The organism is Paenibacillus sp. GCM10027630, assembly GCF_042676305.1.
In the GTDB taxonomy this organism is placed as follows: domain Bacteria; phylum Bacillota; class Bacilli; order Paenibacillales; family NBRC-103111; genus Paenibacillus_S.
In genome coordinates, this window is the sequence record NZ_JBHTGY010000037.1 from 1 (window position 1) to 24,982 (window position 24,982).

The 24,982-nt window shown below is 42.0% G+C and carries 27 protein-coding genes; 3 read left to right on the top strand and 24 right to left on the bottom strand.

The window, feature by feature from the left end:
- Positions 1 to 700 precede the first annotated feature (700 nt).
- The 11 genes from ACFQ0C_RS19095 to ACFQ0C_RS19145 all read right to left on the bottom strand — a co-directional run bounded on the left by ACFQ0C_RS19095 (position 701) and on the right by ACFQ0C_RS19145 (position 11,984).
- A complete protein-coding gene (locus ACFQ0C_RS19095) occupies positions 701 to 2,239 on the bottom strand; it encodes an alpha-N-arabinofuranosidase (RefSeq protein ID WP_379368599.1) in 1,539 nt (512 codons plus the stop codon).
- Between the two features lie 16 nt (positions 2,240 to 2,255).
- Complete coding sequence (locus ACFQ0C_RS19100) at positions 2,256 to 2,519, bottom strand: DUF6171 family protein (RefSeq protein WP_379368600.1); 264 nt, start codon at positions 2,517 to 2,519, stop codon at positions 2,256 to 2,258.
- Positions 2,520 to 2,538: 19 nt separating this feature from the next.
- Positions 2,539 to 4,071, bottom strand: a complete 1,533-nt coding sequence (locus ACFQ0C_RS19105) for an alpha-N-arabinofuranosidase (RefSeq protein ID WP_379368601.1) — start codon at positions 4,069 to 4,071, stop codon at positions 2,539 to 2,541.
- Positions 4,072 to 4,107: 36 nt separating this feature from the next.
- Positions 4,108 to 4,953: a carbohydrate ABC transporter permease gene (locus ACFQ0C_RS19110; RefSeq protein WP_379368602.1), complete on the bottom strand. Its 846-nt coding sequence runs from the start codon at positions 4,951 to 4,953 to the stop codon at positions 4,108 to 4,110.
- A 2-nt stretch (positions 4,954 to 4,955) separates the two neighbouring features.
- Positions 4,956 to 5,915, bottom strand: coding sequence for a carbohydrate ABC transporter permease (locus ACFQ0C_RS19115; RefSeq protein WP_379368835.1), 960 nt, complete (start codon positions 5,913 to 5,915; stop codon positions 4,956 to 4,958).
- 75 nt (positions 5,916 to 5,990) lie between these two features.
- A complete protein-coding gene (locus ACFQ0C_RS19120; protein WP_379368603.1) occupies positions 5,991 to 7,307 on the bottom strand; it encodes an ABC transporter substrate-binding protein in 1,317 nt (438 codons plus the stop codon).
- 157 nt (positions 7,308 to 7,464) lie between these two features.
- Entirely contained in the window at positions 7,465 to 9,102 is a 1,638-nt protein-coding gene (locus tag ACFQ0C_RS19125; RefSeq protein ID WP_379368604.1) for a response regulator, read from the bottom strand.
- Entirely contained in the window at positions 9,071 to 10,933 is a 1,863-nt protein-coding gene (locus ACFQ0C_RS19130) for a sensor histidine kinase (RefSeq protein ID WP_379368605.1), read from the bottom strand. The genes ACFQ0C_RS19125 and ACFQ0C_RS19130 overlap by 32 nt, the downstream gene beginning before the upstream one ends.
- A 120-nt stretch (positions 10,934 to 11,053) precedes the next feature.
- Entirely contained in the window at positions 11,054 to 11,326 is a 273-nt protein-coding gene (locus ACFQ0C_RS19135; protein ID WP_379368606.1) for a hypothetical protein, read from the bottom strand.
- A gap of 195 nt (positions 11,327 to 11,521) precedes the next feature.
- Positions 11,522 to 11,593: a hypothetical protein gene (locus tag ACFQ0C_RS19140; protein WP_379368837.1), complete on the bottom strand. Its 72-nt coding sequence runs from the start codon at positions 11,591 to 11,593 to the stop codon at positions 11,522 to 11,524.
- A gap of 259 nt (positions 11,594 to 11,852) precedes the next feature.
- Complete coding sequence (locus tag ACFQ0C_RS19145; RefSeq protein WP_379368607.1) at positions 11,853 to 11,984, bottom strand: hypothetical protein; 132 nt, start codon at positions 11,982 to 11,984, stop codon at positions 11,853 to 11,855.
- Positions 11,985 to 12,438: 454 nt separating this feature from the next.
- Here ACFQ0C_RS19145 and ACFQ0C_RS19150 point away from each other — a divergent pair, with 454 nt between their 5' ends.
- The gene (locus ACFQ0C_RS19150; protein ID WP_076235745.1) at positions 12,439 to 12,798 is read left to right on the top strand and encodes a winged helix-turn-helix transcriptional regulator; all 360 of its coding nucleotides are present in this window, start codon (positions 12,439 to 12,441) and stop codon (positions 12,796 to 12,798) included.
- Between the two features lie 87 nt (positions 12,799 to 12,885).
- On the opposite strand, the gene ACFQ0C_RS19155 is transcribed toward ACFQ0C_RS19150, so the two are convergent.
- Positions 12,886 to 13,449: an NAD(P)H-dependent oxidoreductase gene (locus tag ACFQ0C_RS19155; RefSeq protein ID WP_379368608.1), complete on the bottom strand. Its 564-nt coding sequence runs from the start codon at positions 13,447 to 13,449 to the stop codon at positions 12,886 to 12,888.
- 260 nt (positions 13,450 to 13,709) lie between these two features.
- Between ACFQ0C_RS19155 and ACFQ0C_RS19160 the strand changes: the two genes are divergently transcribed.
- Positions 13,710 to 14,225 (top strand): hypothetical protein, encoded by a 516-nt coding sequence (locus tag ACFQ0C_RS19160; protein ID WP_379368609.1) that lies wholly within the window; start codon positions 13,710 to 13,712, stop codon positions 14,223 to 14,225.
- 71 nt (positions 14,226 to 14,296) lie between these two features.
- On the opposite strand, the gene ACFQ0C_RS19165 is transcribed toward ACFQ0C_RS19160, so the two are convergent.
- From ACFQ0C_RS19165 to ACFQ0C_RS19190, 6 genes are all read right to left on the bottom strand, one after another.
- The gene (locus ACFQ0C_RS19165; protein WP_379368610.1) at positions 14,297 to 14,560 is read right to left on the bottom strand and encodes a hypothetical protein; all 264 of its coding nucleotides are present in this window, start codon (positions 14,558 to 14,560) and stop codon (positions 14,297 to 14,299) included.
- A gap of 6 nt (positions 14,561 to 14,566) precedes the next feature.
- Entirely contained in the window at positions 14,567 to 14,890 is a 324-nt protein-coding gene (locus tag ACFQ0C_RS19170; protein ID WP_379368611.1) for a hypothetical protein, read from the bottom strand.
- A 350-nt stretch (positions 14,891 to 15,240) separates the two neighbouring features.
- Entirely contained in the window at positions 15,241 to 16,416 is a 1,176-nt protein-coding gene (locus tag ACFQ0C_RS19175) for an MFS transporter (RefSeq protein WP_379368612.1), read from the bottom strand.
- Between the two features lie 473 nt (positions 16,417 to 16,889).
- Entirely contained in the window at positions 16,890 to 17,153 is a 264-nt protein-coding gene (locus tag ACFQ0C_RS19180; protein WP_379368613.1) for a hypothetical protein, read from the bottom strand.
- A 118-nt stretch (positions 17,154 to 17,271) separates the two neighbouring features.
- On the bottom strand, positions 17,272 to 17,742 hold the full coding sequence (locus ACFQ0C_RS19185) for a peptide-methionine (S)-S-oxide reductase (protein WP_379368614.1): 471 nt from the start codon (positions 17,740 to 17,742) through the stop codon (positions 17,272 to 17,274).
- Between the two features lie 217 nt (positions 17,743 to 17,959).
- The gene (locus ACFQ0C_RS19190; RefSeq protein WP_379368615.1) at positions 17,960 to 18,355 is read right to left on the bottom strand and encodes a DUF5071 domain-containing protein; all 396 of its coding nucleotides are present in this window, start codon (positions 18,353 to 18,355) and stop codon (positions 17,960 to 17,962) included.
- A gap of 336 nt (positions 18,356 to 18,691) precedes the next feature.
- On the opposite strand from ACFQ0C_RS19190, the gene ACFQ0C_RS19195 reads away from it, so the two are divergent.
- Positions 18,692 to 18,961 carry a hypothetical protein gene (locus ACFQ0C_RS19195; RefSeq protein ID WP_379368616.1) on the top strand — a complete coding sequence of 90 codons (270 nt, stop codon included), beginning with the start codon at positions 18,692 to 18,694 and terminating at the stop codon, positions 18,959 to 18,961.
- Positions 18,962 to 19,056: 95 nt separating this feature from the next.
- Here the strand turns inward: ACFQ0C_RS19195 and ACFQ0C_RS19200 are convergent, their stop codons facing one another.
- The 6 genes from ACFQ0C_RS19200 to ACFQ0C_RS19225 all read right to left on the bottom strand — a co-directional run bounded on the left by ACFQ0C_RS19200 (position 19,057) and on the right by ACFQ0C_RS19225 (position 24,683).
- Positions 19,057 to 19,635, bottom strand: coding sequence for a hypothetical protein (locus tag ACFQ0C_RS19200; RefSeq protein ID WP_379368617.1), 579 nt, complete (start codon positions 19,633 to 19,635; stop codon positions 19,057 to 19,059).
- Positions 19,636 to 19,786: 151 nt separating this feature from the next.
- On the bottom strand, positions 19,787 to 20,653 hold the full coding sequence (locus ACFQ0C_RS19205; protein WP_379368618.1) for a hypothetical protein: 867 nt from the start codon (positions 20,651 to 20,653) through the stop codon (positions 19,787 to 19,789).
- A 148-nt stretch (positions 20,654 to 20,801) separates the two neighbouring features.
- Positions 20,802 to 21,032 (bottom strand): hypothetical protein, encoded by a 231-nt coding sequence (locus ACFQ0C_RS19210; protein ID WP_379368619.1) that lies wholly within the window; start codon positions 21,030 to 21,032, stop codon positions 20,802 to 20,804.
- A 294-nt stretch (positions 21,033 to 21,326) separates the two neighbouring features.
- Positions 21,327 to 22,508, bottom strand: coding sequence for an ABC transporter substrate-binding protein (locus tag ACFQ0C_RS19215; RefSeq protein ID WP_379368620.1), 1,182 nt, complete (start codon positions 22,506 to 22,508; stop codon positions 21,327 to 21,329).
- A gap of 443 nt (positions 22,509 to 22,951) precedes the next feature.
- Positions 22,952 to 23,128 carry a hypothetical protein gene (locus ACFQ0C_RS19220; RefSeq protein ID WP_379368621.1) on the bottom strand — a complete coding sequence of 59 codons (177 nt, stop codon included), beginning with the start codon at positions 23,126 to 23,128 and terminating at the stop codon, positions 22,952 to 22,954.
- Between the two features lie 607 nt (positions 23,129 to 23,735).
- Complete coding sequence (locus ACFQ0C_RS19225; RefSeq protein WP_379368622.1) at positions 23,736 to 24,683, bottom strand: AraC family transcriptional regulator; 948 nt, start codon at positions 24,681 to 24,683, stop codon at positions 23,736 to 23,738.
- Between the last annotated feature and the right edge of the window lie 299 nt (positions 24,684 to 24,982).

Consider the following 24,982-nt stretch of genomic DNA (forward strand, 5'->3'; position numbering starts at 1 on the left):
CTCGCCTGTTTCATACACCATTTTCGCTTTCTCCAGAGCCTGGTTCTCCTTGTCCATGTTCGACACGTTCTCCTGCCTCCCTTTGTTTTAGGAAATTTTGTTTCCCTCTTACTATATTACGTCTGTCTGTCCTCAACACAATTCTAATCTATTTCAACTACCCTTACAGAACGGCTGCTAAGTTACAACAACATCCTGTTTTGGGTTAAACTGCCAGTTAGCTTAACGCGACCGTTAAATCATATCGGAAATCGGATCAAGTTCTTGACATTGCCGATTGACACTGCTGAGAACACACCCATAGAAAAACTCACATGCAAATATGCAATATTGGTGAAGAACTGAGACTAACTAACTCTGGAAAAAAACAATGTATTAGGCTGGATGTGTTGATCCCACGCGAGTTTTCGAATTAAAAATCTCATCAGATTTCGTAAATTAAGTATTAAGAAAAGCGCATATTTCTAATAGAGATCTACAATAGCTTATGTCATCTCCCATGACCCATTTGTCAAGCTTGCTAGGATCAATTAACGAAAATCCTAAAAAAAGCGATGCTCGACATCCCCGACAACCACATTTACCGACGCACGCTCAGGATCTACGTGCGTCGGTAAATGGAACAGCAGGATCGCTTGGAAGATGAAATATGAGAAGCAGAGATGCTGCGCTCCCTTTAGACCAAACATGGCTTATAGATTTACATTAACTGCTCGGCTGAAACGTCTAGCCTGACCAAAGCTACTGACGCCTTAGGAATTGTCACCGTAAGCTCCGAGCCTGCTGCCGATAAAGGCTGTTCCATCGGCGTAACCTTGTATGGCTCATCAAAGCTGTTGCCATCCTTGTGGCTGGATGAAGACAATACGACCATTGTCCCTGTGCCTGCATACTGGCCACCGTGCAGATTAAGCTTAACCTCCTGATCCTCCTCGACGGCTAAGTTCGCAAGTGTAACCGCCAGTATGCCGTCTTTGACCGATGCCGAGCAGGAGATGCTTGGAACGTAATGCGTCTCACTTTCTATTGTATAGGTGATGTCACTGCAATCGACTGCCGTTTTAAGGCTCATTCCATTCTGGTGAATTTTATACATATCGAACACGTAGTAGCTTGTAGTGGCCACACATTTGTCACCCTTGGCAAGAAACAGGGAATGGATACAGTTTACAAGTTGCGCCACGTTGGCCATGACAACCTTATCGCAGTGATTGTTGAAAATGTTCAAGGAAAGTGCCGCCAGAACCGCTTCTCGCATCGTACTCGGCTGCTCAAACAAGTATTTGCCCGGTAGTGGATGCCTGCCGTTCTGCAAATGCCACACCCCCCACTCATCGACGATGAGTCCAATGGATGCTCCGGGCATTGCAGCTTGAATCATGTCAAACTGGGATTGGATAAACGGCTCCATCTCCAGCCCGACACGCATCATTTCATACCACTGTGCATCGGTATATTCCAACTCCGAGCCCATTTTTCCCGTATTGGTCACATAGTAGTGAAGAGAATATCCAAACATGGGAGAAACCCGCCCCACTGTATACATCTCCTTATACTTGTCAAAAAACTTTTCCGTCCACTCCGGAATATTTTCGTACGGCCCGCATGCTATGTAATGAAGCTCCGGTCCGACACTTTTGCTGATAATACCGTACTTTCGGTAAATATGGCAGTAATCCTCGGGTGTCATGCAGCCGCCACCACCCCAATTTTCGTTGCCTAGCCCCCAGTATTTGACGTTGAACGGCTCCGGGCTTCCGTTCTTTTCACGTTCCATCGCTAGTGTGGTTGTTCCCCTCGGCATATTGCAGTATTCAATCCAGTTTCTGGCTTCCAATACAGTTGTTGTCGTAGCGTTTACCGCAAAATACGGCTCAGCATTCACAAGCCTACAAAACTCGATAAACTCATGAGTGCCGATCTGGTTCGATTCGAACTTTCCGTCGTTCATATACCACCAATTCACGGTTGTCGGACGCTGCTCTTTCGGACCGATCCCGTCTCTCCAGTTGTACGTCTCCGCAAAGCAGCCACCCGGCCAGCGGATAACAGAAGGTTGTATGGCCTTCAATTTCTCAATAAGCTCTTTTCTGAAGCCTTGGATATGAGCGACTTCGGAGTTCTCGCCTACCCAGATTCCATCGTATACGACTCCGCCTAAATGCTCTACGAAGTGTCCGTAAATGTCGGGATTAATGAGCCCTATCTCTTCTCCCAGCCTAATGTCAATTTTAGTCATCCTCATTCTCCTGCCCTTACCATTTGGGAGTCAAAGGATAGGGGCATCCCCTATCCTTTATTTTAGTCCGAATTTGCACAAAACAGCCGCAATATTTGCACGTCCCTCCGAGTGTATAACCTGTGCAACTGACACATTGAGCAAGGCGCCTGGTGCTTGTTTCCTCGTCGGCAAGCTCTACATGCCGAGAATCGCTCAGCATTTGCAGCATAGCCTTTATTTTCTCCGGTGTGACATGTATCGTTTCCGAACAATCCTTGCATGGCCCCTGTCTTGTCATCGGGGTACCTCCCTCGCGATTAAGAGATCGTCAGCACGACAACAGACATCGGTGGAATATCCGCATGGAATCCTTCTTCGTTCAACTGTACGCCCGTGAACAGCTCCGGCTTGACATCATTCGGATGTTCAAACGTATTATGGCTGTTCATCTTGGATGAGACCAGTATTCTACCCGTAACCTGCTTGCCGACGAATCCTTCCGTATAGCAATCCAGCGGCGCTGCCTGTTTTGGGTCCGTATTGCAGATGGTTATATTTAGCTTGCCTGCCGCATCCATGGAAGCGGACACGCTTAGCTGCGGTAGTTCTTCCCCATTGAACGTGTAGGTACCGCACTGAATCTCGATCGGCTGCATAACGGCATCCATGTGTACCTTAAACATTTCAAACACATGATAGGTAGGGGTCAGGATCATTTTTTCCCCTTCCGTTAAAATAACGGCCTGCAGCACATTGATCGTCTGAGCAATATTCGCCATTCTTACACGGTCACAGTGATTGTTGAAAATATTCAGGCTAATCGCCGCAGAAACCGCGTCTCTCATCGTATTTTGCTGATACAGAAAGCCGGGATTCGTGCCTGGTTCAACGTCGAACCATGTACCCCATTCGTCGATGATCAGCGCCACCTTCTTCTCGGGATCATATTTATCCATGATTGCCGAGTGCTTCACCACAAGCTCCTCTGTAAAATAGGCCGCCTTCATTATGCCAAACCATTCGCTTTCGTCGAAGTCGACGGCTTGTCCTCTCACCGCATCCGGTTTTTTCAAATAAATTCGGTTGCCGTCGGGATTTTCGATAACGATGCTGTGATCTCTTAACCTCGTGTAATAATGGAGCGCCAGTCCGTCCATGAAAGGTCCCGCTTCCCGCATGAGCACCTCCGTCCAGTGGTAATTGTCCCCCCTCGGACCAGCAGCGATTTTATAGATGGCATTATCTCCATAATCCCTTACATACGTGCTGTATTGCCGGTAAAGATCCGCATAATATTCCGCTCTCATTCGGCCGCCACAGCCCCAGTTTTCGTTGCCTATACCGAAATATGTCAGCTTCCAAGGCTTTTCTCTTCCGTTTGCTTGCCGCAGGTTCGCCATCGGCGATTCACCGTCGAAGGTCATATATTCGACCCACTGTTGCATCTCATAAACCGTTCCGCTTCCGACATTCCCGCAAATATACGGCTCGGTCTCCAGCAATTCGCACAAATCGAAAAATTCGTGGGTACCGAAATGGTTATTCTCAACGACGCCACCCCAATGGTTGTTAATCATTCGAGCTCTCGATTCCTGAGGCCCAATGCCTTCCTTCCAATGATATTCATCGGCGAAACACCCACCCGGCCAACGCAGCATCGGAATGTTCAAACCCTTCAAAGCCTGAACAACATCATTTCGGATTCCTCGCGTATTGGGAATACCGGAATCCTCGCCGACCCAAATCCCCTCATATATACAACGTCCCAGATGCTCGGCAAAGTGTCCGTAAATGTTTCGATCTATTTTGTGAACCGCCGCTTGCGTATTGATTTTAATGCTGCTTTTCATATTGTCAGCCTCCTGATTGAAATAATTTATGGTGGTTTAGCCTTTAACGCCGCCAGTGGACAAGCCTGAAATAAAAGCCTTCTGATTTAACAGGAACAAAATAATAATAGGAATGATCGCGAGCACGGCTCCGGCAATCAGCATGTCATAATTGTTGCCGTAAGGCGACATCAGTGAAGCAAGACCTATTGGAATCGTAAACATCGTATTGGTACGGAGCACGATCAAAGGCCATATAAAGCTGTTCCAGTTCTGCATTGCCAGCAGTATTCCCATTGCACCGAACGCTGGTTGCATCAAGGGAGCCATAATTCGGAAAAATATACCGAACTCCGAGCATCCATCGATCCTTCCCGCATCCATAAAGTCCTTGGAAATGCCCGTTACGTACTGCCGGAAGAAAAAGATCGCCATAGGCGAAACGACAAACGGCAAGATAACTCCATAATACGTATTGATTATGCCCATCTTCACCGTGAGCTTATAGAGAGGCAGCATCAAAATTTCAAGTGGTACCATCATAACAAACAGCACCAGCATAAAAATCAAGTTTTTCCCCTTGAAGTTATATGCCCCTAAGCCGTAGCCAACCAATGAGGAAAGCAACAGAGAGAATACGGTATGAAGAGCAGTTATGCCAAGACTATTTCTGTACCAGTACAAATAAACGCTACCCTTGCCTGAGAATAAAAGCTTATAGTTGTCAAGATTCATCAGGCTCGGGATAATCCTGAAATCCATACCGCTTCGGAATAGCTCCTTGGAGCTCTTAAAAGATGCCATAAACATGTAGTAGAGAGGAAATAGGACAATAAAGCATACGATGAGGAAGAAAGTAATCATTAATACCATTAACAACTTCCTTCTAGTATTAGTATTCACCGTCATTCACTCTCCTTCTTAAACAGTCCGAACATTTTCAACTGTACCAAATTAACCGTCAGTACGATCAGGAGCAAGGTAATGCCAATTGCGGACCCCATCCCCATATCATTTCGTTGAAATGCTTGCTGGTAAATAAACCTGACGATGGTAAGCCCGATATCTCCCGGCATGCCTTCGTTCCAGAACACATAGCTTTCTCCGAACATTCTGTATCCTTCAAAGATGCCTATCGTCAAGGTGTAGATGATAATGGGCTTTAAGAGCGGTAGCGTTATCCAGTAAAACTTGGAAAACACACTGGCTCCGTCCATTTCAGCCGATTCGTATAATTCCTCAGGGATGCTTTGAAGACCGGCCAGGTAATATACCATATTAATACCGGCAGTTCTCCATGTATTGAGAATGACCATCAGCATCATTCCCGTACTATAGTTAAGAATCCAATTTTGGGGAGAAATACCGAACTTGGCGATAACGGAATTAATGAATGCCGTATCTGCTTCACCAAACATAAGCCTGAAGGAAACACCGGCTACGATTACGGAGGTTAATGCCGGGATGAAAATGATCGACTTAAACAATGTTTTTCCTTTGGTCAATTTGGAATTCAGAAAAACGGCGAACACAATCGGGATCGGGATTAATAACAGAAGCGATAAAATCGTGTAGATCGTATTCGTTTTCAAAGCATTGAAAAAATGCTCGTCAAACATTCTTCGGTAGTTATCGAGACCTATAAATTTGCTGCTGTTAAGCCCGTGCACCTCTTGAAAGCTCATGCTGATCGTAGACGCTGTAGGGTACAAAAAAAAGATGAGAAACGATAAAAGAAATGGCGCTACAAAGAGATAAGGGGCAAACTTTTCCGAAAAAAATATTCTTTTCAAACTGAATGCTTTGTTTGACCTGGGCTTTTGGCCATAAACCTGTCGAACGGCTTCTTTATTCAAATACTTCATCTCCATAAGCATGACGGCTGTTGAAAGCGATTGCAAACTTCCGTTTCTGCAGCCGTCAGCAATATAATCTGCCTGCTACTTCTTCTGTTTGCGGAGCTCGGCTGCAGCAGCTTTTAATGCCTGTTCGGGAGTTTGTGATTGATCCTTCAACGACTTGAACATGACATTGGAATTGACCAAGTCCTGGGAAGCGGAGCTTAGCTCGCTCATATTCGGCGATTTGATCTCATCCTTCATGCCCAGAAGTACATTGAATATGACCTCATTGCTGAAATAGGGGTCGGGCTTCTGCAACTCCGGATTATTCCAGACATCCCATCTGATCGGATCGAACTTCAACTCCTGCCAAATCCTCACATTCGATTCCTTGGTCAGCTTCGCATACGCAAGGAACTTTGTGGCTGCGTCCTGGTTTTTGCTCTGCTTCGTAACGGCCGTGCCGGTTCCTCCCATACCTGCGGATCTTACGTTGCCATTTTCCCAAACAGGCATCGGTCGAACCAAAATTTTCCCCTTCAAATCAGGCATGTATTCCAAAAATCTGCTCATGTACCACATCGGCATGATCAGAGAAGCCGCTCCTCCCTTGTTCATAAATGTAAAAAATTCCTCCGCTCCAGTATTGCCACCCGGCATCGGGACTGCGATTTTGTCCTTATCTATCATATCCTTCATCGCCTGCAGCGTCTTGATATTGATTTCGTTGTCAAGCGTAACATCGCCCTTTTTATCCAAATAGTCGGATCCTCGCTGAATGATCATAGGCCAGAATGGTCTTTGACCTGTTACCTCGAAGGAGGTCATCGGCTTGCCGGTTGCAACCAGCACCTTTTTGCCGGCTTCGATATAATCGTTCCAGGTTTTTATGGTATCCGCATTTACGCCAGCCTTATCCAGAAGCTCCTTGTTGTAATACACGACTGTAGCGCCGACATGGAAATCGATCCCGTAATACTTTCCGTTTTTACTGTAAATATCGAATCGGGATTGAATGAACTTATCTTTCTCAGGCTCGATAATGTTGTTCAATTCTACCAGCTGGATATCGCCTTTAAGAAAGTTTTGAAAATAGTTAATGTTGATATCGCTAATGTCCGGTGCTCCTACTCCGGATTGAAGGGCGATGAGCAGCTTATTGTGCATTTCCGCATTGGGATACGTGTCAATCGTCAGTTCAATCGGCTGATTGGGATTACTTTTATTCCAAAGCTCCGCCGTTTTTTCATAATACTTCTTATGAAGCTCCTGGAAGGTCCACAATGACAGCTTAACCGGTTTCGGCGCACCCGGATTACTGTCCTTGGCCTGATTGGCCCCGTCACTGCTGCAGCCCGACAGAATGGTTGTCAACAGAACTGCGGATACAGCTGCAATAGAAGTTGCTTTTCTCATAGAATCGTTCCCCCTTAAAAAAGATGTTGTTAAGTAAACGAAATACGTTTGTTTACCTGTAACTAATTATAAAAACAAACATCACTTTGCCGAACTCCATTTTTTTATAAAAAACTATAAATTTTTGATAAATGAATCGATCCCGTCTATTTCTGCTTCACTTCCTACAGCTCTGCTCATATTCAAGGGGTGTCATGCCCGTTACTTCCCTAAACACTTTAAAGAAATAATTATAGTTATTAAACCCGACACTGCTGACAATTTCCTTTAGCTTAAGCTCGCCGTTCTCGATGCACTGTTTAGCATACTCTACCCTGACATGATTCAAATATTCAGCAAAGCCTATTCGGCATTCTTCCTTAAACAGTCTGCTGATATAGGAGCTGCTTGCACCCGCGAAATCAGCGACATCCTTCAAGGAAAAGTCGCTGCTGTAGTTGCGATGTATATACTCGACAGCTTTCTTCGTTATATTGCTTAGTCCACTCTCTAATTTCATTAGCCTTAGCATCGATATCAGTTTATCGTATAAATTCACGACCCAAGCTTTAATATCCATAAGGGTTTCGTACTTCTGTATCAGATTGTAAGGAATGTCCTCTGCCGTATACAGCCTGGCTATCTCGATTCCCGTGTCCTTGCAAATTTTGTTTACAATATTGATCAATTCGGCACATATCATCTGGGTAGATTTGCTACCCAGCCTCATACTCGAGATCTTGCCAAAAATGTCATCCAACCTGCTTTTCACCTCCTTCTCATCTTGGTTTTTTAAGGCTGCATATATGGCTTTTTCATCTTTTATATCCAAACAGAAAAAGCTTTCGTCCTTTTTATGAGGGGTACTCTCGATAAAAATACTGTTTTTTCCTTTGTAAAACTTGTCCCTCAATACGGTCTCCGCGTGGTTGTAAGCCTGAGGCAGTTTGGTCAATTCCGTGCAAACCTTGCTTACGCCGAAACATGCCGTTATATTCAAATATTTTTTAATTTCCGATCTCACTCGGTTTAGAATCGTATACAAGGTATTGTAGATATACATCGTGCTCTTCAACGGACCTAATGAGAAAATAATCGCAAACTTTCCTTTTGCCATATGCACGATGACGGATTTTTCCCAATCCTTTAGAATTTCCTTCGATATCTCCATGAAGGTGTGGAGAACTACGTCCACTTCTTGAGAAGAAAATTTTTCTTCAAGCAATCGAAAATCATCAATTTCGGCTATCGTCACCATTAAGTTTTCCGTCTCCAGCTTCACATCAAGAGCATGCAGCCTCCCTGTGATTTCCTCCACATCCGACAAGCTCCCCTCCAGCAGCTTCTGGATAAACGTTTGACGCAAAACAGCCTTGCTGGTCGTCAGCTCCTTATCGATATTGCTCTGTCTGTCGCGTTCATTCCAATACGAATGAATAGAGTTCCGAGCCGTATTCAAAATATTCAATAAAAATGACGCATCCAAACGATGCTTTAGCACGTAGTCCATAGCGCCATTCTTCATGCTTTGTCGTACATAATCGAAATCGTCATAAGCACTCAGTGCAATAATACTGATCTGCGGGAAGTTTTTTTCCAAATATTCGATCAATCCGATGCCGTTTAATCCAGGCATATTGATATCGGTAATGATAATATCGGGAGTTTCTTTCTCAATAAGCTGGATGGCATGGTTTCCGTTATGGGCATCCTCCATTATATAAAACCCCGCGCTCTCCCAATGAATCATCGTCTTCAAAACGGTTCTGGAAACCGCATCGTCATCAACTATGAGCACCTTCAGCATCTTTGACATCGTCTTCGCCTCCTGCGGTAGGAATTGTTATTTCAACAGTCGTAAACAGATTTGGCACGCAATGAATCGATAGTCCGAATTTTTCACCGAAGTACAGCTTTATTCTTTCGTCAACATTCCGAATCCCTATACCGCTGAATCTAGATTGATTAATCGTTGTTGTTTGCTGCAGCAGACTATTTAACGTATGTTCGTCCATCCCGACACCATTATCGGTAATCGTAATTTTTAATTCATTTTGAACCCGGTAACCTTTTATAATAATCAAGCCCTGTCCTTCCATAGGCTCAATTCCATGCAGCAGGCAATTTTCCACAATCGGCTGCAAAGCGAACTTCAAAATATGACAATCCAGAATATCCTCCTCAATCTCAAAATGCACCATGAACTTGTCATAATACCGGTAAGCCATAATGTTTAAATAGTTTTTGACATATTCGATCTCCTCTCTAATACTGATCAGCTCGCTACCTTTTCCCATACATCCGTGCAGCAAGCTGATCAAGGAAGTGATGAGGTTGGATATGTTGTTGGCCTTCTGTACATTAGCCAGCCATCTGACGGTATTCAAGGAATTCGATAAAAAATGCGGATTGATCTGTGCTTGTAACGATTTTAGTTCTGCAAGCCTTTTCAATTTTTCCTTCATTTTGACTTCATCAATCAAATATTGCAGCTCACTGACCATTTGATTGAAGTTTGTCGTTACTTTCCCCAATTCATCGCTGCTTCTATCGTCAATCTGGACGACTAAATTGCCCAACTTCACGTTATTCATCGAATCGATAAGACACTTTAGAGGAGAGGAGATGCTCTTGGATACGTAATAAGACAGAAGCAGCGCGAGCACAAAACAACTAATACCGAGTACCAATATATAAAAACTTATTTTTACCGATTCATGATCCAAATAAGAAAAGGGTATGGTGCTTACTACATACCAATCGGCACGTGGTATATATGTATACGCGATCAAATGACGCTTACCGGCAATCGTGGTGTTGAATGAGTATGTCTCGGTAACCCTATTCTGTTTAAGCTCATCAATCAGCGTGTCATCGGGGTAAGGCGTGGCGACCTTATGCTGCGGATTTTGACTCGATATAACGGTTCCTTTCCCGTTCACTATAAAAATATGGGAACCCGCTCCCAGAGTAATGTCTCTGAACTTATTGAATATATACTTCACGTCAATTCTCATGATCATATACCCAATTGGAAGTCCTTCAAACGACTTAAAGCTTCTGGACAACAAAATCCCCGCTTCCCCGTAATTACTGAAACGGGAGCTTGTATTCCGTGCAAGCTCTTCATTATCCTGATTTTGAATTGACCAGACGGGAACGCCATTTTTAATTATCGTTTCTTCAAATAGTTCGTTTAGATAATCGGATTTCAAATTAAATTTGAAGCTAATATCCCCGTAGGCAATCACTTTCTCCTTGTTTCTTGTATAAACTTGAACATCAGACACACTGTGAAAAAAAGAAAATCGTTTAGCCAACATTTCCTGGATCTTGATTTGCGCCACATTCTTTTCCCATTCGCTCATTGTATTGAAGCCACCCATTATTTGTTGAACGAGATCGGAGAATGCAATGTCAACGCTGTCATTTTCAAGCTTTATAAGTTCATTTACTATATTTTCGCTGACTTGGTACATCAGTTGGATGGAGGCCGTGCTAATTTTCGTTCTTATTGCATCGCTTGATATGTAATAAGAAAATATTCCAATTATGAGCATGGGGAGCAAGGAAAGAACAGCAAAGGAGATGAGCAGCCTGTTTTGAATCTTGATCTTACGGATTAGTTGGTTGATGTTAAATGTCATAGTCTCAGTCATCCTTATGTTTAGTAGATGGGGACGGCATTACATAAGCTGAAATAACCGCTTAACGGGAACTCATTCAGGAATAACTACAGAATAGCCTGCAGCAAAACGATATGACCATCAACGGTTTAAAAAGTTTCTATCGAATTTAGCTCCCCATCTTAATAATCGCCGAACAATTACAGGGGCGTCAACTATAAGTTGTTTTAATGTCTTCTCTTGCACTTTTGCACGTTGTAGGGAAATATTGTACATAAACAGCGCCAGCAAATTTGTCTGAACCAGTTTCTCTGTCAGTTGTACGTATATCAAAAATGTGAGAAAAATGCGTAATATTTCCCTTACTAAAATAGAAGCAGATAGCGCTTTCACATTATGCTTTTTTAGTTTCATGTACATCCCCCCGATACCCAGTTTTTAAAATATCAACATAGTGGTGCTGTATATGTTTCATTATAGGAGCCGCGCAGGAGTCAAACAATGTGCAGCTCTTTACTTTACTTACCAATTGTTGTCATAAAGTAAGCGTTATCAATGTGAAGGGCCGTACCAAAAAGTAGTTAATTACTTTTGGTACGGCCTTATTTTTCAAGCCTTTCTCATCCTGATGCCCATATATTGCTTACCCGGTAGCTCAATCTTGAACATACTTTTATAAATGCCCTCTAGCTAAACTGCCCTTCATCGAAATCAAAAAAAGAGCTGCATCAAATCAGCTCTGCATAATATGTAGATCCCCTTATATTAATAAATTTACCTTAAACTAAGGTCTTGATAATTTTTAATCTAAAACTTAATTATTTGAGGACACCGGGCTTTTAGTTAACATGGACGCCGACCTTTGTCCGTAAAACGACACGATTTTATCCTCGTAGCAATCTGCTACCGGGGGCATCAAAACGCAGAGGGCCTCTTACTTTTAAGCCATACTTGCCAGATGCTCCTCAAGAGATCCACCGCTACATGTAATGGAGTCCATGATGAAATAATTAACGAGACAGTGGGATAGTGCATCTTCTTGCTCCCAGAACTTTTTACTTGACCAGTCCAAGCAGATCCCCCCTAAAAATGTCAAATCATCATCAAATCTTTAACCTCTTTCTAGCAAAAATGGAATTCACTTATGAGCTAGTTAATTATGCTGTCATAGTTAAAAAACTATTTAGTTAAGGGAAGGTCGGCTTATTTGGAAATGGAAAGGACAGTTAAACCCAGTTCAGACATTGTCATAGAGGGTTATTTAGATACATTCTCCATTGTGAATCGAATATCTGAAGAAGTAACAAAAAGGTTATCTTTACTCAACTAACCGTTTCCTGTTTTGGCCAACACTCGCCCTCCGCGTTCGCGCTACCATCGTGTCCCATTCCGTTTCTAAAATTTATTCAAATTTAGGATATATCAAATTTTATAGCGATTTACATCCTTTCAATAAGATTGCATAATGATGTATTATAAAGTATGCATATTTATATCATATACTTACCAAAAGGAGAGTGTAACTTGTGCGCGAAACCTATATTCCAACTGGCGTGAAACTAAAAGAAACTGGCTTTGGATACACGTTGTCCTTAATAGGCGGTAAATATAAAATGATCATTATGTATTGGCTGTCTGAAAATAAGGTAATGCGGTTTAATGAGCTGAAGCGATGTATCGGTACCATTTCCTTTAAAACGCAAAGCATCATGTTAAAAGAGCTGGAGGCAGATGGGCTTATCATACGCAAGGAATTTCCCCAAATACCTCCAAAAGTTGAATATTCATTATCTGAACGTGGTCTTTCTCTCATTCCATTGTTAAATATGATGTGCGAGTGGGGAGAGAAAAACAGTTCGCCAGCTCTGGAGGCTGTACAGCGGTAGGCATAGTTGTTATGTTTATATTACAAAGAAGTATCTCCTGAACAGGGAAATACTTCTTTTTTATAGCAGTCTTAATAAAGCTAACTACTACAGATTGTCAAGAAAACTCAAATAATTTAGTGTGCTTTTTTCCAATTCGCTTATAGACGGCTCATTTTCTGTATCAGGCACATTTTCACCAGGCTCGTTTTCCGTACCATAATACGCAAAAAACGAACGATAATTTGCATTGCAGTATAGGAAGGTAGTTTCAAAAGGAGATAATAAATAATCAAGTACATAGTGATATCTTCCATCTTCACTATAATCTTCTTTTTTACTTCCGGCAGATACAGCTAAAGCAGCTTTGCGATTCTTTAATTTATCTCCTCCATTTGAACCATGAGCCCACCCATAAGTTAAAACATCGTCAAGCCATTTTTTAAGGAGAGGCGGACAATTAAACCAATATATAGGGAACTGCAAAACAAGATTACCATGTGATTCAACCAATTTTTGTTCTTTTTTCACGTCTATGCTTCCATCAGGGTAAGCCTTATGCAATTCGTGAACAGTATACTTTTCAGGATATTTTTTGAGTTCTTCTACCCATCGCTTATTAATTACGGATGTTTCTATGCTTGGGTGTGTCACGACAACAAGAGTTTTCAAAGATTTGTCCTCCTTATTTCTTATATAGCCTCTCGGCATTCGCCGAGGCAGACGGTGCAAGGGTTTCCTTGAACCGTTAAACTTGCTTCCCTCCTACTTTTCAGTAGGAGTTTTTTATTTTTCAGCTCAATGAACTGGGAAATAAAAATCACAATTTCGTACTTTAAAACACAAAAATTCACTTGACTTTTCTAAAGTGCCCAAGAAATTGCACCAGAAGGGGCTTTCCTTCCCTTACTACCAATAGATAGGTGATTCAATTGAAACCAGCGGTAATTTCTCACAGAGCGTTTCAGAAACAGGCCTTGTCTTTACTCAAAAAATGTTATGCTCCACCGACTGCCATCCTCGTTAAAGCAGATTGGCATCTCATCTACAAATTTCTCATTACCGACCTTTCCTATGCCACGACCATGCTCATGGATTCCTACAGTCCGAAAGGTCCTAAACCTCGTGCCCCCGCCTCTAAGCTACGTTCTTACTTGCTCTTCCTTATGACCAAGCCGGAAGTCGGCATCACCGAATGGATCAATGAAATGAAGCGATATCTGCTCTACGCTATTCTTAGTGGTTTTGATCCCGGTGATGTTCCCGGTGTCGGTACGTTTCATGATTTTCTTTCTCGATTCTGGGCTGCCGACGATAACAATCTCAAACCTAAGGTCTTACCCCGCAAGCACAAACCCAAGAAAGGAAAAAAGAAAGGCGAGAAAGCCCAACCACCTCTCCTGGCAAGGTACAACGACTCGTTGACCGGATTCTTAAGCAAGGTATGACGGCCAAAATCCAGCCTATGGATCGATTGTTTGAATTCTTCCAGTCCCAGTTTCTTGCTGTTTCTACAAGCTTAGGCTTGCTGGGGGACACAGCCGGATTCGATGTGGCTGGCGACGGCACTCCGGTCGAAACGGCCGCCTGGCCCCACAGCAAACCAACTTGTGATTGCCATGCCCGCGGCCTTACGAAATGCAACCATCCACGCGCTTATTCTCAACCAGATTGCAACTCTGGTTGGGATAGCTCTCGCGAAAAGTACTACAACGGATACCATCTGTACATGCTTACCGCTGCAAACAGCAAACATGATCTGCCACTGTATCCTAGGCTTCAACCCGCGTCACGCCATGATTCGGTCAGCTTTGTCGTCAGTACGGTCGAATTCTCGCAACGTTTTACCTTGGGCACGGTAGAAAAAATGCTTGCAGGCAAGAAAATGTAACCCTACGGCTTCGACCATGCCCAGAAGCGGCATAAGTGGATCTGCCCAATGATGCAAAACAGAACGACAAACACTTTCTTTACACCTTGCTCTGATGCCAAATACGGCCGAACCTTCCATACCTGCAAGATGTGGTACATCCGTCTTTACGGCATTATGATGTGCCAGCACATGGATGCTTGGTATCTTCATAAGCGTGAGGAACTTGAGACCAAACAGCACGATTTATTGCCTCAAATAGCTTAACTCGCATAGCCTCCCGGCAAATCTGCGACGGGCTTTTTTAACCTACGCGGAAGGTCGCATTGGAGGCGAGCAAGGTTTCCTTCAACATTAAGCGCCGTACTACTTTCAAAAAAGCACCGTTTTCTGGTATTGCAACGGGCTCAACGAAGTGACGAGCTTGAAATGTTTATGAAACGCCGACGTGCTTATGTTTACGGACTTTGCAAGCTGCCCGATCACGAGCGGACGGTCGTATTGCTTGTTAATCAACTGGATTGCTTGAATGATTTTGTGCGCGTTGACTTTTGCAGTTGGTTAAGCACCAATCTTTTAGATATTAGTTTCTTCTATATCTTTCTAAGTTCTGCTGGAGTTTTAGAGCGGGTTACTCGTAAATATACCATAACGGTTGTTGCAGCGATGGCAACAACCGCAGCTCCAATCCAACTAATCAAAGCTAAGGAAGCTTGTTCCACGACAACGCCTCCAATTCCTGCACCAGCACCCATAGCAAGCTGTAAAACTGAAGTATTCATACTAACCATAATGCCTGAAGCCGCCGGAGCAAGCGTCATTAAGTGATATTGCTGAGTTGGACTTGTTGACCAAGCGGAGAGAGCCCAAAATATGAGCACAAGGAAAGCGATAGCAGGCCATTGGGCTGATAATGACAGTAGAACTAAGGCTACTGCATGCAGTACCATACTGACAAATAAAGTACGAGGGAATCCCCATTTATCTGTACTATAGCCGCCAAACTTTGAGCCGAATAAGCTGGCAATCCCGAAAGCGAATAAAGCAATGATGACTGTTTTACTGTTCATCCCTGTAACCGACAGTAGGAAGGGAGAAATGTAGGTGTAGACAATAGAATAACCAGAAATCCATAAGAAAGTGATCATTAGGGCTGCCATTATTTTCGGTTGCTTAATTAAAGCAAGCTGTTTGCGCAAGGGAACCGATTCATCGCCATTTGAGCGTGGGATGACTAAGAGTATAACGATCATCGCAAGAATACTAAGTGCACCGATTCCTCCGAAGATTAATCTCCAATCATAAACGGAAGCAATAACTCTGCCTAGCGGAACACCGATAATCAACGAGGTGCTAAAGCCCATAAGGAGCGTTGCAATTGCACTTCCTTGTTTATCAGGTGGAGTCATCTTGGTAGCGACAGTAAAGGAGGTTACAACGAATACTCCCATGCTTAGTGCAAGAATAACGCGTGAGACTATAAGAAATCCAAAGCCAGGTAAAACCACGGCGATAATATTTCCAATCACAAATACGCCAAGTGAATAAACTAAAAGCTTGCGCTGCTCCATTCGTGCTGTAAATGCGATAAGGAAAGGTGTTCCAAAAGCATAGGCGAGTGAAAAAACAGTAATGAGCTGACCAGCAGCAGCGACGGAGACATTAACGTCTCTTGCAACTGTGTCAAGAATCCCTGCTATGATATACTCGGATGTTCCAACCAAAAAGCTAACAGCGGCTAATAAGTAAACTTTCCAGACATTTGACATATAATTATCCCTCTTTCTTAAGTTTCAATATTTCTAGGTGTATAGAAATTATTTATTTCATTCTTTGAGTATAAAGATTGTACTATAAATATGTAAGTACGCACTTTTAGTACAGGTACTGTCATAAAGGTGAGTGTTACCCTGAGCATATTAAATTTTGTTAACACCGTATTATGATTATTAAACTCCCTCGGGGAACTATAGTTCAACAATCGAAAGGGCTGCCGCGTGCAGCCCTTCGCTCAGCTAACAGGCAGCATAGTTTATTAATCTAAGATTGTTGTTGAAGTGATAAAAGTTCTTACCTAAGCACTGACGGTTGCTGTCCCGGCATACCGATTGCTGAATCCATACTTTATGAATCTCAAAACCAATGAAAAGGGATCCCGGTTCAAAATTGATTTATTCGCGACAAAAAAACGTGGACACTCATGAGGTGTCCACGTTTCTCATTGGAAATTTTAAAGCACGGATTACTTGGTACTTGGGGTTGATGACTTCAGTTGGTCGATTTGAAGTTGGCCTTTCCAGCTTCCCTTAGTCCCACCGATGCGATTCACATTGACTTGCAATACCATCTCTTGCGGCAGCTTATGACCAACCGTCATGAACGCGATTACCCCCTCTGGCTCGCCTTGATCTGCGACCCCTGTATCCAATTTATTACCTTTGGAATCCGTAAGGTAGAACGGCAGATTATCAGCGTTAGGAGTACCAAAATTTATGAACGTGCACAAGCCATACAAGCTTCCTTACAAAGATGCTTGAGTAAAAAAAGAGCCTAATTTACTTCAATGTGTTGTCAGAATATTAAGCAAAATTGAAGAATTAAAACCTAGTTATACAGATTCTCCCTTACTTATACCTACTTAATATTTCTTCTGGAATATGACAATAATCATTTGGACATCTAGCTAATCTAGCTTGATGTTCTTCTGCACTTCTCACGTAGTTTGTGAGAGGTAATACTTCAACAACTATAAGGTCATAATCATTTCTCTCACTAAGAAACGCCCTCGCCTCTTTTAAGTGTTCAGGCTTTTCACTGTACACTCCTGTTCTGTATTTCTCGCCAACATCCTGTCCTTGTTTATTTAAACTGTATGGATCAATGATTTCAAATAAATACCCCATTAATTCCCTGATCGTTACAACTGTCGGATCAAATCCTGTTTTTACACATTCGGCGTACCCATCATAATCACCCTCAAGTGTGTGACTTGTTCCATTAGCTCTTCCTGCTTCTGTAAACTTAACTCCAGGTAAAGTTTTTATAAAAGCTTGTACTCCCCATAAACATCCACCTGCAAAATATACTACTTCCATATTGACTCTCCTCTTCGTTTAAAAAACCAAAAAATTCATTCGGATCCTTGGCTATACTATACAAAAAATGAAAGTACTAAAGGAAGCAGTGACTTCCTGTGTAAGTACATTTTAACTATCGTGTCCGTTAGTTTAATCCTGAAATTTCTCTGCTAGACCGAGAGCAGAATGGCCTTAATCGTGAATCATCATATGATTGCCAACAATGATTAATAATTCAAACGCTCTGTAATCTCTGCAATACCTCTAGTGCTGTTAGGTGTACTTCTTCAAGTACTTCCCCTTTTGTAGGTTCGAAAGCAATTCTTCTAGTCTCTTCTTCAAAGTTCTTAATCAAATCTAGTGGTAATTCTAATACAAAAAAACGTAAACACCATTCTTTCCATATGTCATCGTGACCTCTCAGCACTCCAAATACATAGGGTATTGTTTGATGTGGAACTGTTAAAAGCAATTTTGAAATGGCTTCAGCAATTGGCCAGTTCATATCCTGTAACCACTCCAAGAGATCAGGTATGATTTTTTCTAGCTCTTTCTTATCCAAAACTTCTAGAGCATTTACTCTTTCAAAATCATGTTTATCTCGTGGTAGAAGATCATTTGAATTTTTCATTTATCTTCGTCCTTTTTATAGTTCTGCAATCATTCCTGGTAACGATGATGTTAGTAATTAATCCATCTCAAAATGTATTCGAGAAACGATTGAGCAATCCTGCCCATTGCCCATTACTTCAACGAGAGCGGCTGCCGATCGTTTGGCCGGCTGCCGTCATGTCTGATTGAAATTCTTATTTGTTGCTTATTAGAGGTATTTATACGATAATTTATTTGTATTTCACAGAGCTTTTCTAAGGAGAGGATTTCATGCAAAATCCAAATACATTCTTCCGTTAGTTGCGATGGTGACATGGTGCAAACCATAATCTAGCCCCACGCAACGGGGAAGAAAATGTTTGATAAAGAAGAAATCATGGCTTGGGAATGCGAAATTGCAAGTAAAAAAAATTTTATCAAGAAAAAACGCTATAAGGACCCTCGAGCTGAGAAACTAAAAGAGGTTCGAAAAGGGCTCAAAGCCTTTCACTACGATAAAGAAATAAAATCCTGTCGTAAAGATCATTACAGGATTTACAGAAACAAAATGACTCAATTAGTCCGTTCTGAGAAATTCGATAAGATTGTCGGTTACAAAAGAACAAGCGGATGGCTGACATGGTAATACTTACGTAACAACGAACCCGGCGTGAATGCCGGGTTTTCTTTTAATTCATTGTGCAGTTAAAGCTATAGAGTCCCAGTTAGATTAATCAATTGTCAACCAAGGTTCAGTCCTCCAGATAGACTTCCTGGCATGAACATTTCAGTAGGACAATCCTTATATGTATGAGACAAAAATTCAGGCAGAATGGCTGCATCAAATTCCCATATGTCTTCTTTTTCCCCAGATATTAATGCCTCCCAAGGTCTTCCATCTGAAACTTCGTTTGTGAAAAACACTCCGCTTTCTGTAAACTCTTTTGAGAACTTTTCCATCATTGCCCATACGAGGGGTTTGTGTTCATCTTTTATCTGTCCAATTCGATTTTCAATTTCTACTGTCAAGAACAGTAAACTAACTTCTATCCAAGTGTCTTGGAGTTCTTTTATTTCCTGTGGGGTCCATGCCGTCATATATGGGCGAATATGAAGTTGGGATCCATCATTATTAAATAACTGTTCTTCAGCGTCACCACCAACCAACAGAGTGTGTAAGAGTTCCGATTCCTGATCAGTTGTGAAGTATTTAGAATCAAGTCCCAAAGAGTTTAGCACTTCTGCAAATTGCTTTACAACGTCCTTGAAATTTTCCGGGTTACTTTTGATATAAGTTTGTATCTGAGAATATTCGGACATTAGACCACCTCTTGTCTGGTTATTAATACCCCATCATTTAGTATGTTATTTCCGGGTAATCACTAAGCTATGCTGACCATTAACGTGGAAAAGGCACCCGATCAGTCTGGCCGGCTGCCTTAGTATCTTTAATTCAGTTATCGTTCTCCGTTCAACGAATCGCACTTTTTAATGATCGCAATAAGGCATTTGAATTTATGGAGTAACCCCATCTCTTTTCGATTTGTTCAATTGAGACCTTTGTTCTCCATAACCCTTCAATTGTATCAGCGGATTCATACGTAGTTGTACAATCACGAACGATATTTGTCATATATCCAAAAGAGTGCATATTGTTTATTCCGTAATCGCTATGCATTACACACTCATCTGTTTCAAATCCCATATAAAAGAGGACTCGGATCCCACTATTACGAAGAATACGGTGGAACTGTCCTTTTGAATAAATTAACATGTCTTGGCCTTGGGGCCCTACTTCTTTGGGAATCTTTATTTGTGAGTACACTTCTGCCTGTTGGCTTGACCAGGGAAGGTTAAAGACATCATCCGAATGTCTTGCCATCCAACTTTTTCTCCATTCTAAATCGGGGAATGTACTACTTTCTCCAACCTCTACATTTTCTCCTATCACAATTGGATTGAGTGCATTCTTCCGTTCTTCCTCCGTTGTAGAACCAATCCATTGGGGATAATCCATTAAAAATGTAGCATGGTTACAATAGAATATTTGAATACCTAATTGTCGCAATTCATTTATGGTAGGAGCAATTTGCTTTATGATTATCTCTTTCTTCCTAAGAGCATGGGAAATTCCTCTTTCTGTACTTAATTCCCAATCTAAAGAGGCTGCCACTGGACCGTCTTTCCAGCCAAAATTCCACAAATCTACAAGTACGATACCTATCTCATTTGATTGAAATGAATAATTTGAAGAGGATCTTACAAAGCTTGATTCGGTATATGGAAATCCATTACGTGGCGACCTGAGGGTATACTCTAAATCAATTGTAAATTCCAACTAAAACACCTCCCACATGAGGTTTCGCCATTTAGAGATTGAATCCTTCTTTTTGACCACGCAAACCTGCCCATTAGCTTAACGCCCGGCAGTACATATGTATCAAATATCCTATTTGAAGAAGTAATCATCTTCATTCATTTATTAATCAACGTGGCCAAATTTGAAGTCTGGAGCCATTAGCAAGTACTGCAGCCTCTACATAACGTTTTTCATCGAGTCGAATCTCAATGCCGCCTCTTGTAAATTCAACAATTATAAATTTATCGGATTCTTGTTCAACACCTATGACAAAATCACCAATTAAGGAGCACAATGAATCTCGAAATCCCGGCTTATCAATACAGAGAGGTATTCCGTTTACAATTACAGTAGGCATTATTAATGCCGTCAGTATTGGGCCATTAAAATGCAACTGTAAATAATCTTGCACAAACTCAACAGAGAATAATTCCGTATTGACTAGACAATTTATCATGTTTCGTCCCTATATCCTTCCATTAATATAAGGTATATTTTACCATTAATAGAAATATATGAACTGTTTTTTGACATATGTAACAAATACCCTATTTTGAGAAGATGTAAAAAGGAGCTGCCATGGCAGCTCCTTGAGCGTGTTTGTATTGAGTCCTTTATTGAACCAACGTTCCCAGTTAGCTTAATAAAGCCATCAAAAATCTGCGTGCATTTCAGTGCTTAATTTCTCAAGAATTCGTGTTTCCATTATCTCAATTGCCTCGTCCCATTGGATTTTTTTCCTCACAGCTCGTTCCATTTCACTTCTAACAATATTTCCAGCCATATCCTCATATGGGCTTTGCGGATTTGCCCAACCTGCTTTTAGTCCTTGAAACACCCATTCTATGTTAGTTCCTGAGAAATTCGGATTATCCTGTCCATAATCCGCCTCGTATTTTCTGTCTGATAAGGAAGAAAATCGGCCAATTCTAGAAAGATAAAGTTGAATTTCTTCCGACACTAAATAAGATATAACCTCAAACGCCTCTTCCCTATGTTCTGAGCTAGGATGTAAGGTCAAAAACCATCCATAATCACTTAATGAAGGAACTATAAGATTATTATTAATCTGAGGGAAACTTACGGCTCCTAACTTAAATGAAAGCTTTTTGCTGAACATCTCAGGGGAGTCTATGGACATTGCAACAGTTCCATTTCGACGGAATGCCCTTCCGTATACGAATATACGTTCATCGGTATCTTGAACATTCCCCGGTATCCCATAGGCAGCTTTTATAATGTGGAAATATTCCATACAGTCACTTTCCCGAAGTTTTGGTCGGTGCGTTTCAGGATCAAGAAACCTAATTCCCAGCTGCATTTTTAATAAAGAATAATCCCCTATGTCCAATCCGTAATAAGGTATACCATCGATTGTCCCGGTTACTTTTGCTGCTAAAGTTATTACATCGTCCCACGTCATTTCATGTTCGGGGACTGGGACATTAAACTTCGCAAATATATTGTCATTATAAAAGAGTGCGTGCGTATAATTTGTTCCTGCACCAAAGGGTAGACCATATATTCGTTCTTCATTGGAAACCGACTTAAGTAAAGTTGGTATAAAGGATTGAAGTTTGACGTCAGATTTATTCAGGAAAGGTGTTAGTTCATAATCCTTTTTCTTAAAAGCCGGTTCATCACTAATATCCATTCGAATATCAAGACCTGTACTATTTTCCCAAGCTTCCCAGGCTTCCAAAGAAGTATGTCCTCTCGAGTCCTGTACATGAGAAAACATGACTTCTGGAAACTTCGACCTCAGCTTCGAAGCGATCATTGATTCAAACTCATGGTCAAACCATTTGGAACTAAAAGTAATTGTTTTCTTCAAATCAATACCTCCTATAAATTGGAAATGACATCGCCTCCATATTTTAGAACATACGTTCCTGATTGTATATAGGGTGTTATTACCTTATACCATTAAACTCTACTGCCCGTTACTTCAACGAGGCTGCTGTCGGTTGACAAGAACCTGATGTCATAAATGATAAGAACTTTATCTCATTCCCGACATTTCTAATAAAAAAAACATCGCCCCCCTGGCGATTTTAAATAGTCAACCTTTAATTCCCATGGCTACACTTAGAGGTGTGAACGATCTCATTTTTCGTAACGATTTCTTCATGCTTTTTGATCGAATTTTGCACTGAATGTCATTGATATTTATCATTCTTGCTTCTTTCTGTAAAATCACTTCTATGACTTGTTTCTTACGAACATCTGAATTGTGTTTGAAAATTACTTTGGGGTATACTCTTTTCAATCATTATCCTAACTTGATTCCAATTCGGAACACTTATCTGCTTCCCTCAGGATGTCTTTCTGATAAATCTTGTCGTAGAGTGCATGAAACCTGCGCTTCGGATTTTCCTTGGCGGCCAGATATAGCTTGTTTTGAAGTTCTTGAGCTTTTACTTTGGCGTAGTTAGCAGGTTGGACTGCATTCACTCACTCTTACCTCCTTCACTTGCTTGAACAAAGTAGGGGTTCTTCCCTCCATGAGGTTTTGTTGTCCTCACTTCATTGGTAGTACAACCCCCTCCGACTCCCTTCCCGCAGCTCGCCACTTCACCTTTTGGGCTTATAGGTCCGCTCCTTACGAAAAAAATTCCTTCGTGCGGGTTAGGGTCTCCCTAGTTCCAGGCACAACTTTCACAACATGCCGATCCCCATACACCGGAGAGTTCTTCCGCGCTGCACTTCCAAGGACTTCACGCGTTCCATGGTCTTCTCCTAACAAATCGAGGCTTGACTCTCTCTTGTCCCTTTCAGGTTCTTTTTGACGATGCGGTAGGATTCACTTCATGTTACGGCCTGCTGTTTTACTCGCTCCCCTCTCAGGGATACTTTGTCACAGGGCTCCAACCTTAGGATTTCTCCACCAGTAAGCCGCTCCTTCGGGCGCTGGCTGATCGGTATGCTCACGAGAATCGCCCATGCATTTCCACAGGCTTACGCCGTTCCTTTGATGATCTGTAATTCCCAGGTTCCTACAAAGTGGAGAAACCGCAGTGATCATCCTCCACAGATTATTATACAAACTAAAAATGCACACTTAATTCCTTCCGTTTGTCAGACATAAATATTGATGCATAGTCGCTGCTTCCAATTTATTTCCAACTACCATTTTACGAAATTTGCCGGGTGTGATTCTTAGAACTTCAACGAATACCTTACTGAAATAATGCACCGTTTCGTATCCGGACGCCTCCGCCACATCTTGCAACGTCATATCTGTAAAAGCCAGGAGATAGGCCGCCCGTTTGATTCGCTCCGAACGAACCAAAGAAGGAAAGCTTTGCCCCAACTCTACCGACAGAAGCCTGGAAAGCTGTCGATCCGATAAATGAATCGCCTGCCCTACTTCTTTTAAGGTAAGCTTATCGGAAAGATGAGCTACTATATAAGCTTTTGCGTTTTTTACCGGACTGGAAATAAAACCTACATCCGGTTCTGGTGACGTTGTTATAATTCCGCTATGCTGAGAAAATAGGGAAATCAACGAGAGTAAGAGGGCATGGGATAAACCAAATATCAATTGCGGAAATGGAATCAACCTTTCTGCTGCTTGAAGCACCAGAGATTTCCAGAGAAGTACTGGTGGCGTTTGTTCGGCATCAGGAATAAACAAATGATGATAATTCGTCAGCTTGTCTAACAGCTGAAAGACTTCACCGCACGTATCCTCTTCTATTATTTCAAAAGCAACAAACAACACCAGCATCCCTGCCTCACTTTGCAGTTGATGCATACCGCCAGGCTTGGAGCAATACAAGGTACCTCGTTGCAGCGAATAAGTCACCCCTTTATTCGTATAGCGGCCTTCCCCTTCTGCCACATAACAAATCTCGAAAAAAGGGTGCGAATGCATAACATTGCCGTGATGCTGGGGTTTACCTCCCCAATAGTGGACATAAAATGCAGCGGAATCAGCATGTAGCTTTGTCACATGCTGATTAAGATACATGCTGCTTTTTTGACAAATCTGCGGTGTCAGTTGCACTGGCTTCCCACCTCTTTAGCGAACTTCTTTCCTTTCAGCCATGTCTTAGGACCTCACCTCATTATAACCTAGAAAAACCCTACGGAATATTGTAAAAACATGACGGTTATTTATAAAGACCATCACCATGCCCTTGGGTACAATGGAATCACAGGGATGAAAACGTGTACTTCCTAATAAAGCTGCGAAGGAGGCGGATTACCGACCGGGAGAACAGTTCGCAATCCGCTGGAAAAAAGAGTTTTACCTAATTAGAACCCCCTAAACGAGTGTCGGAACTGTATACGGGAAGGCTTCGG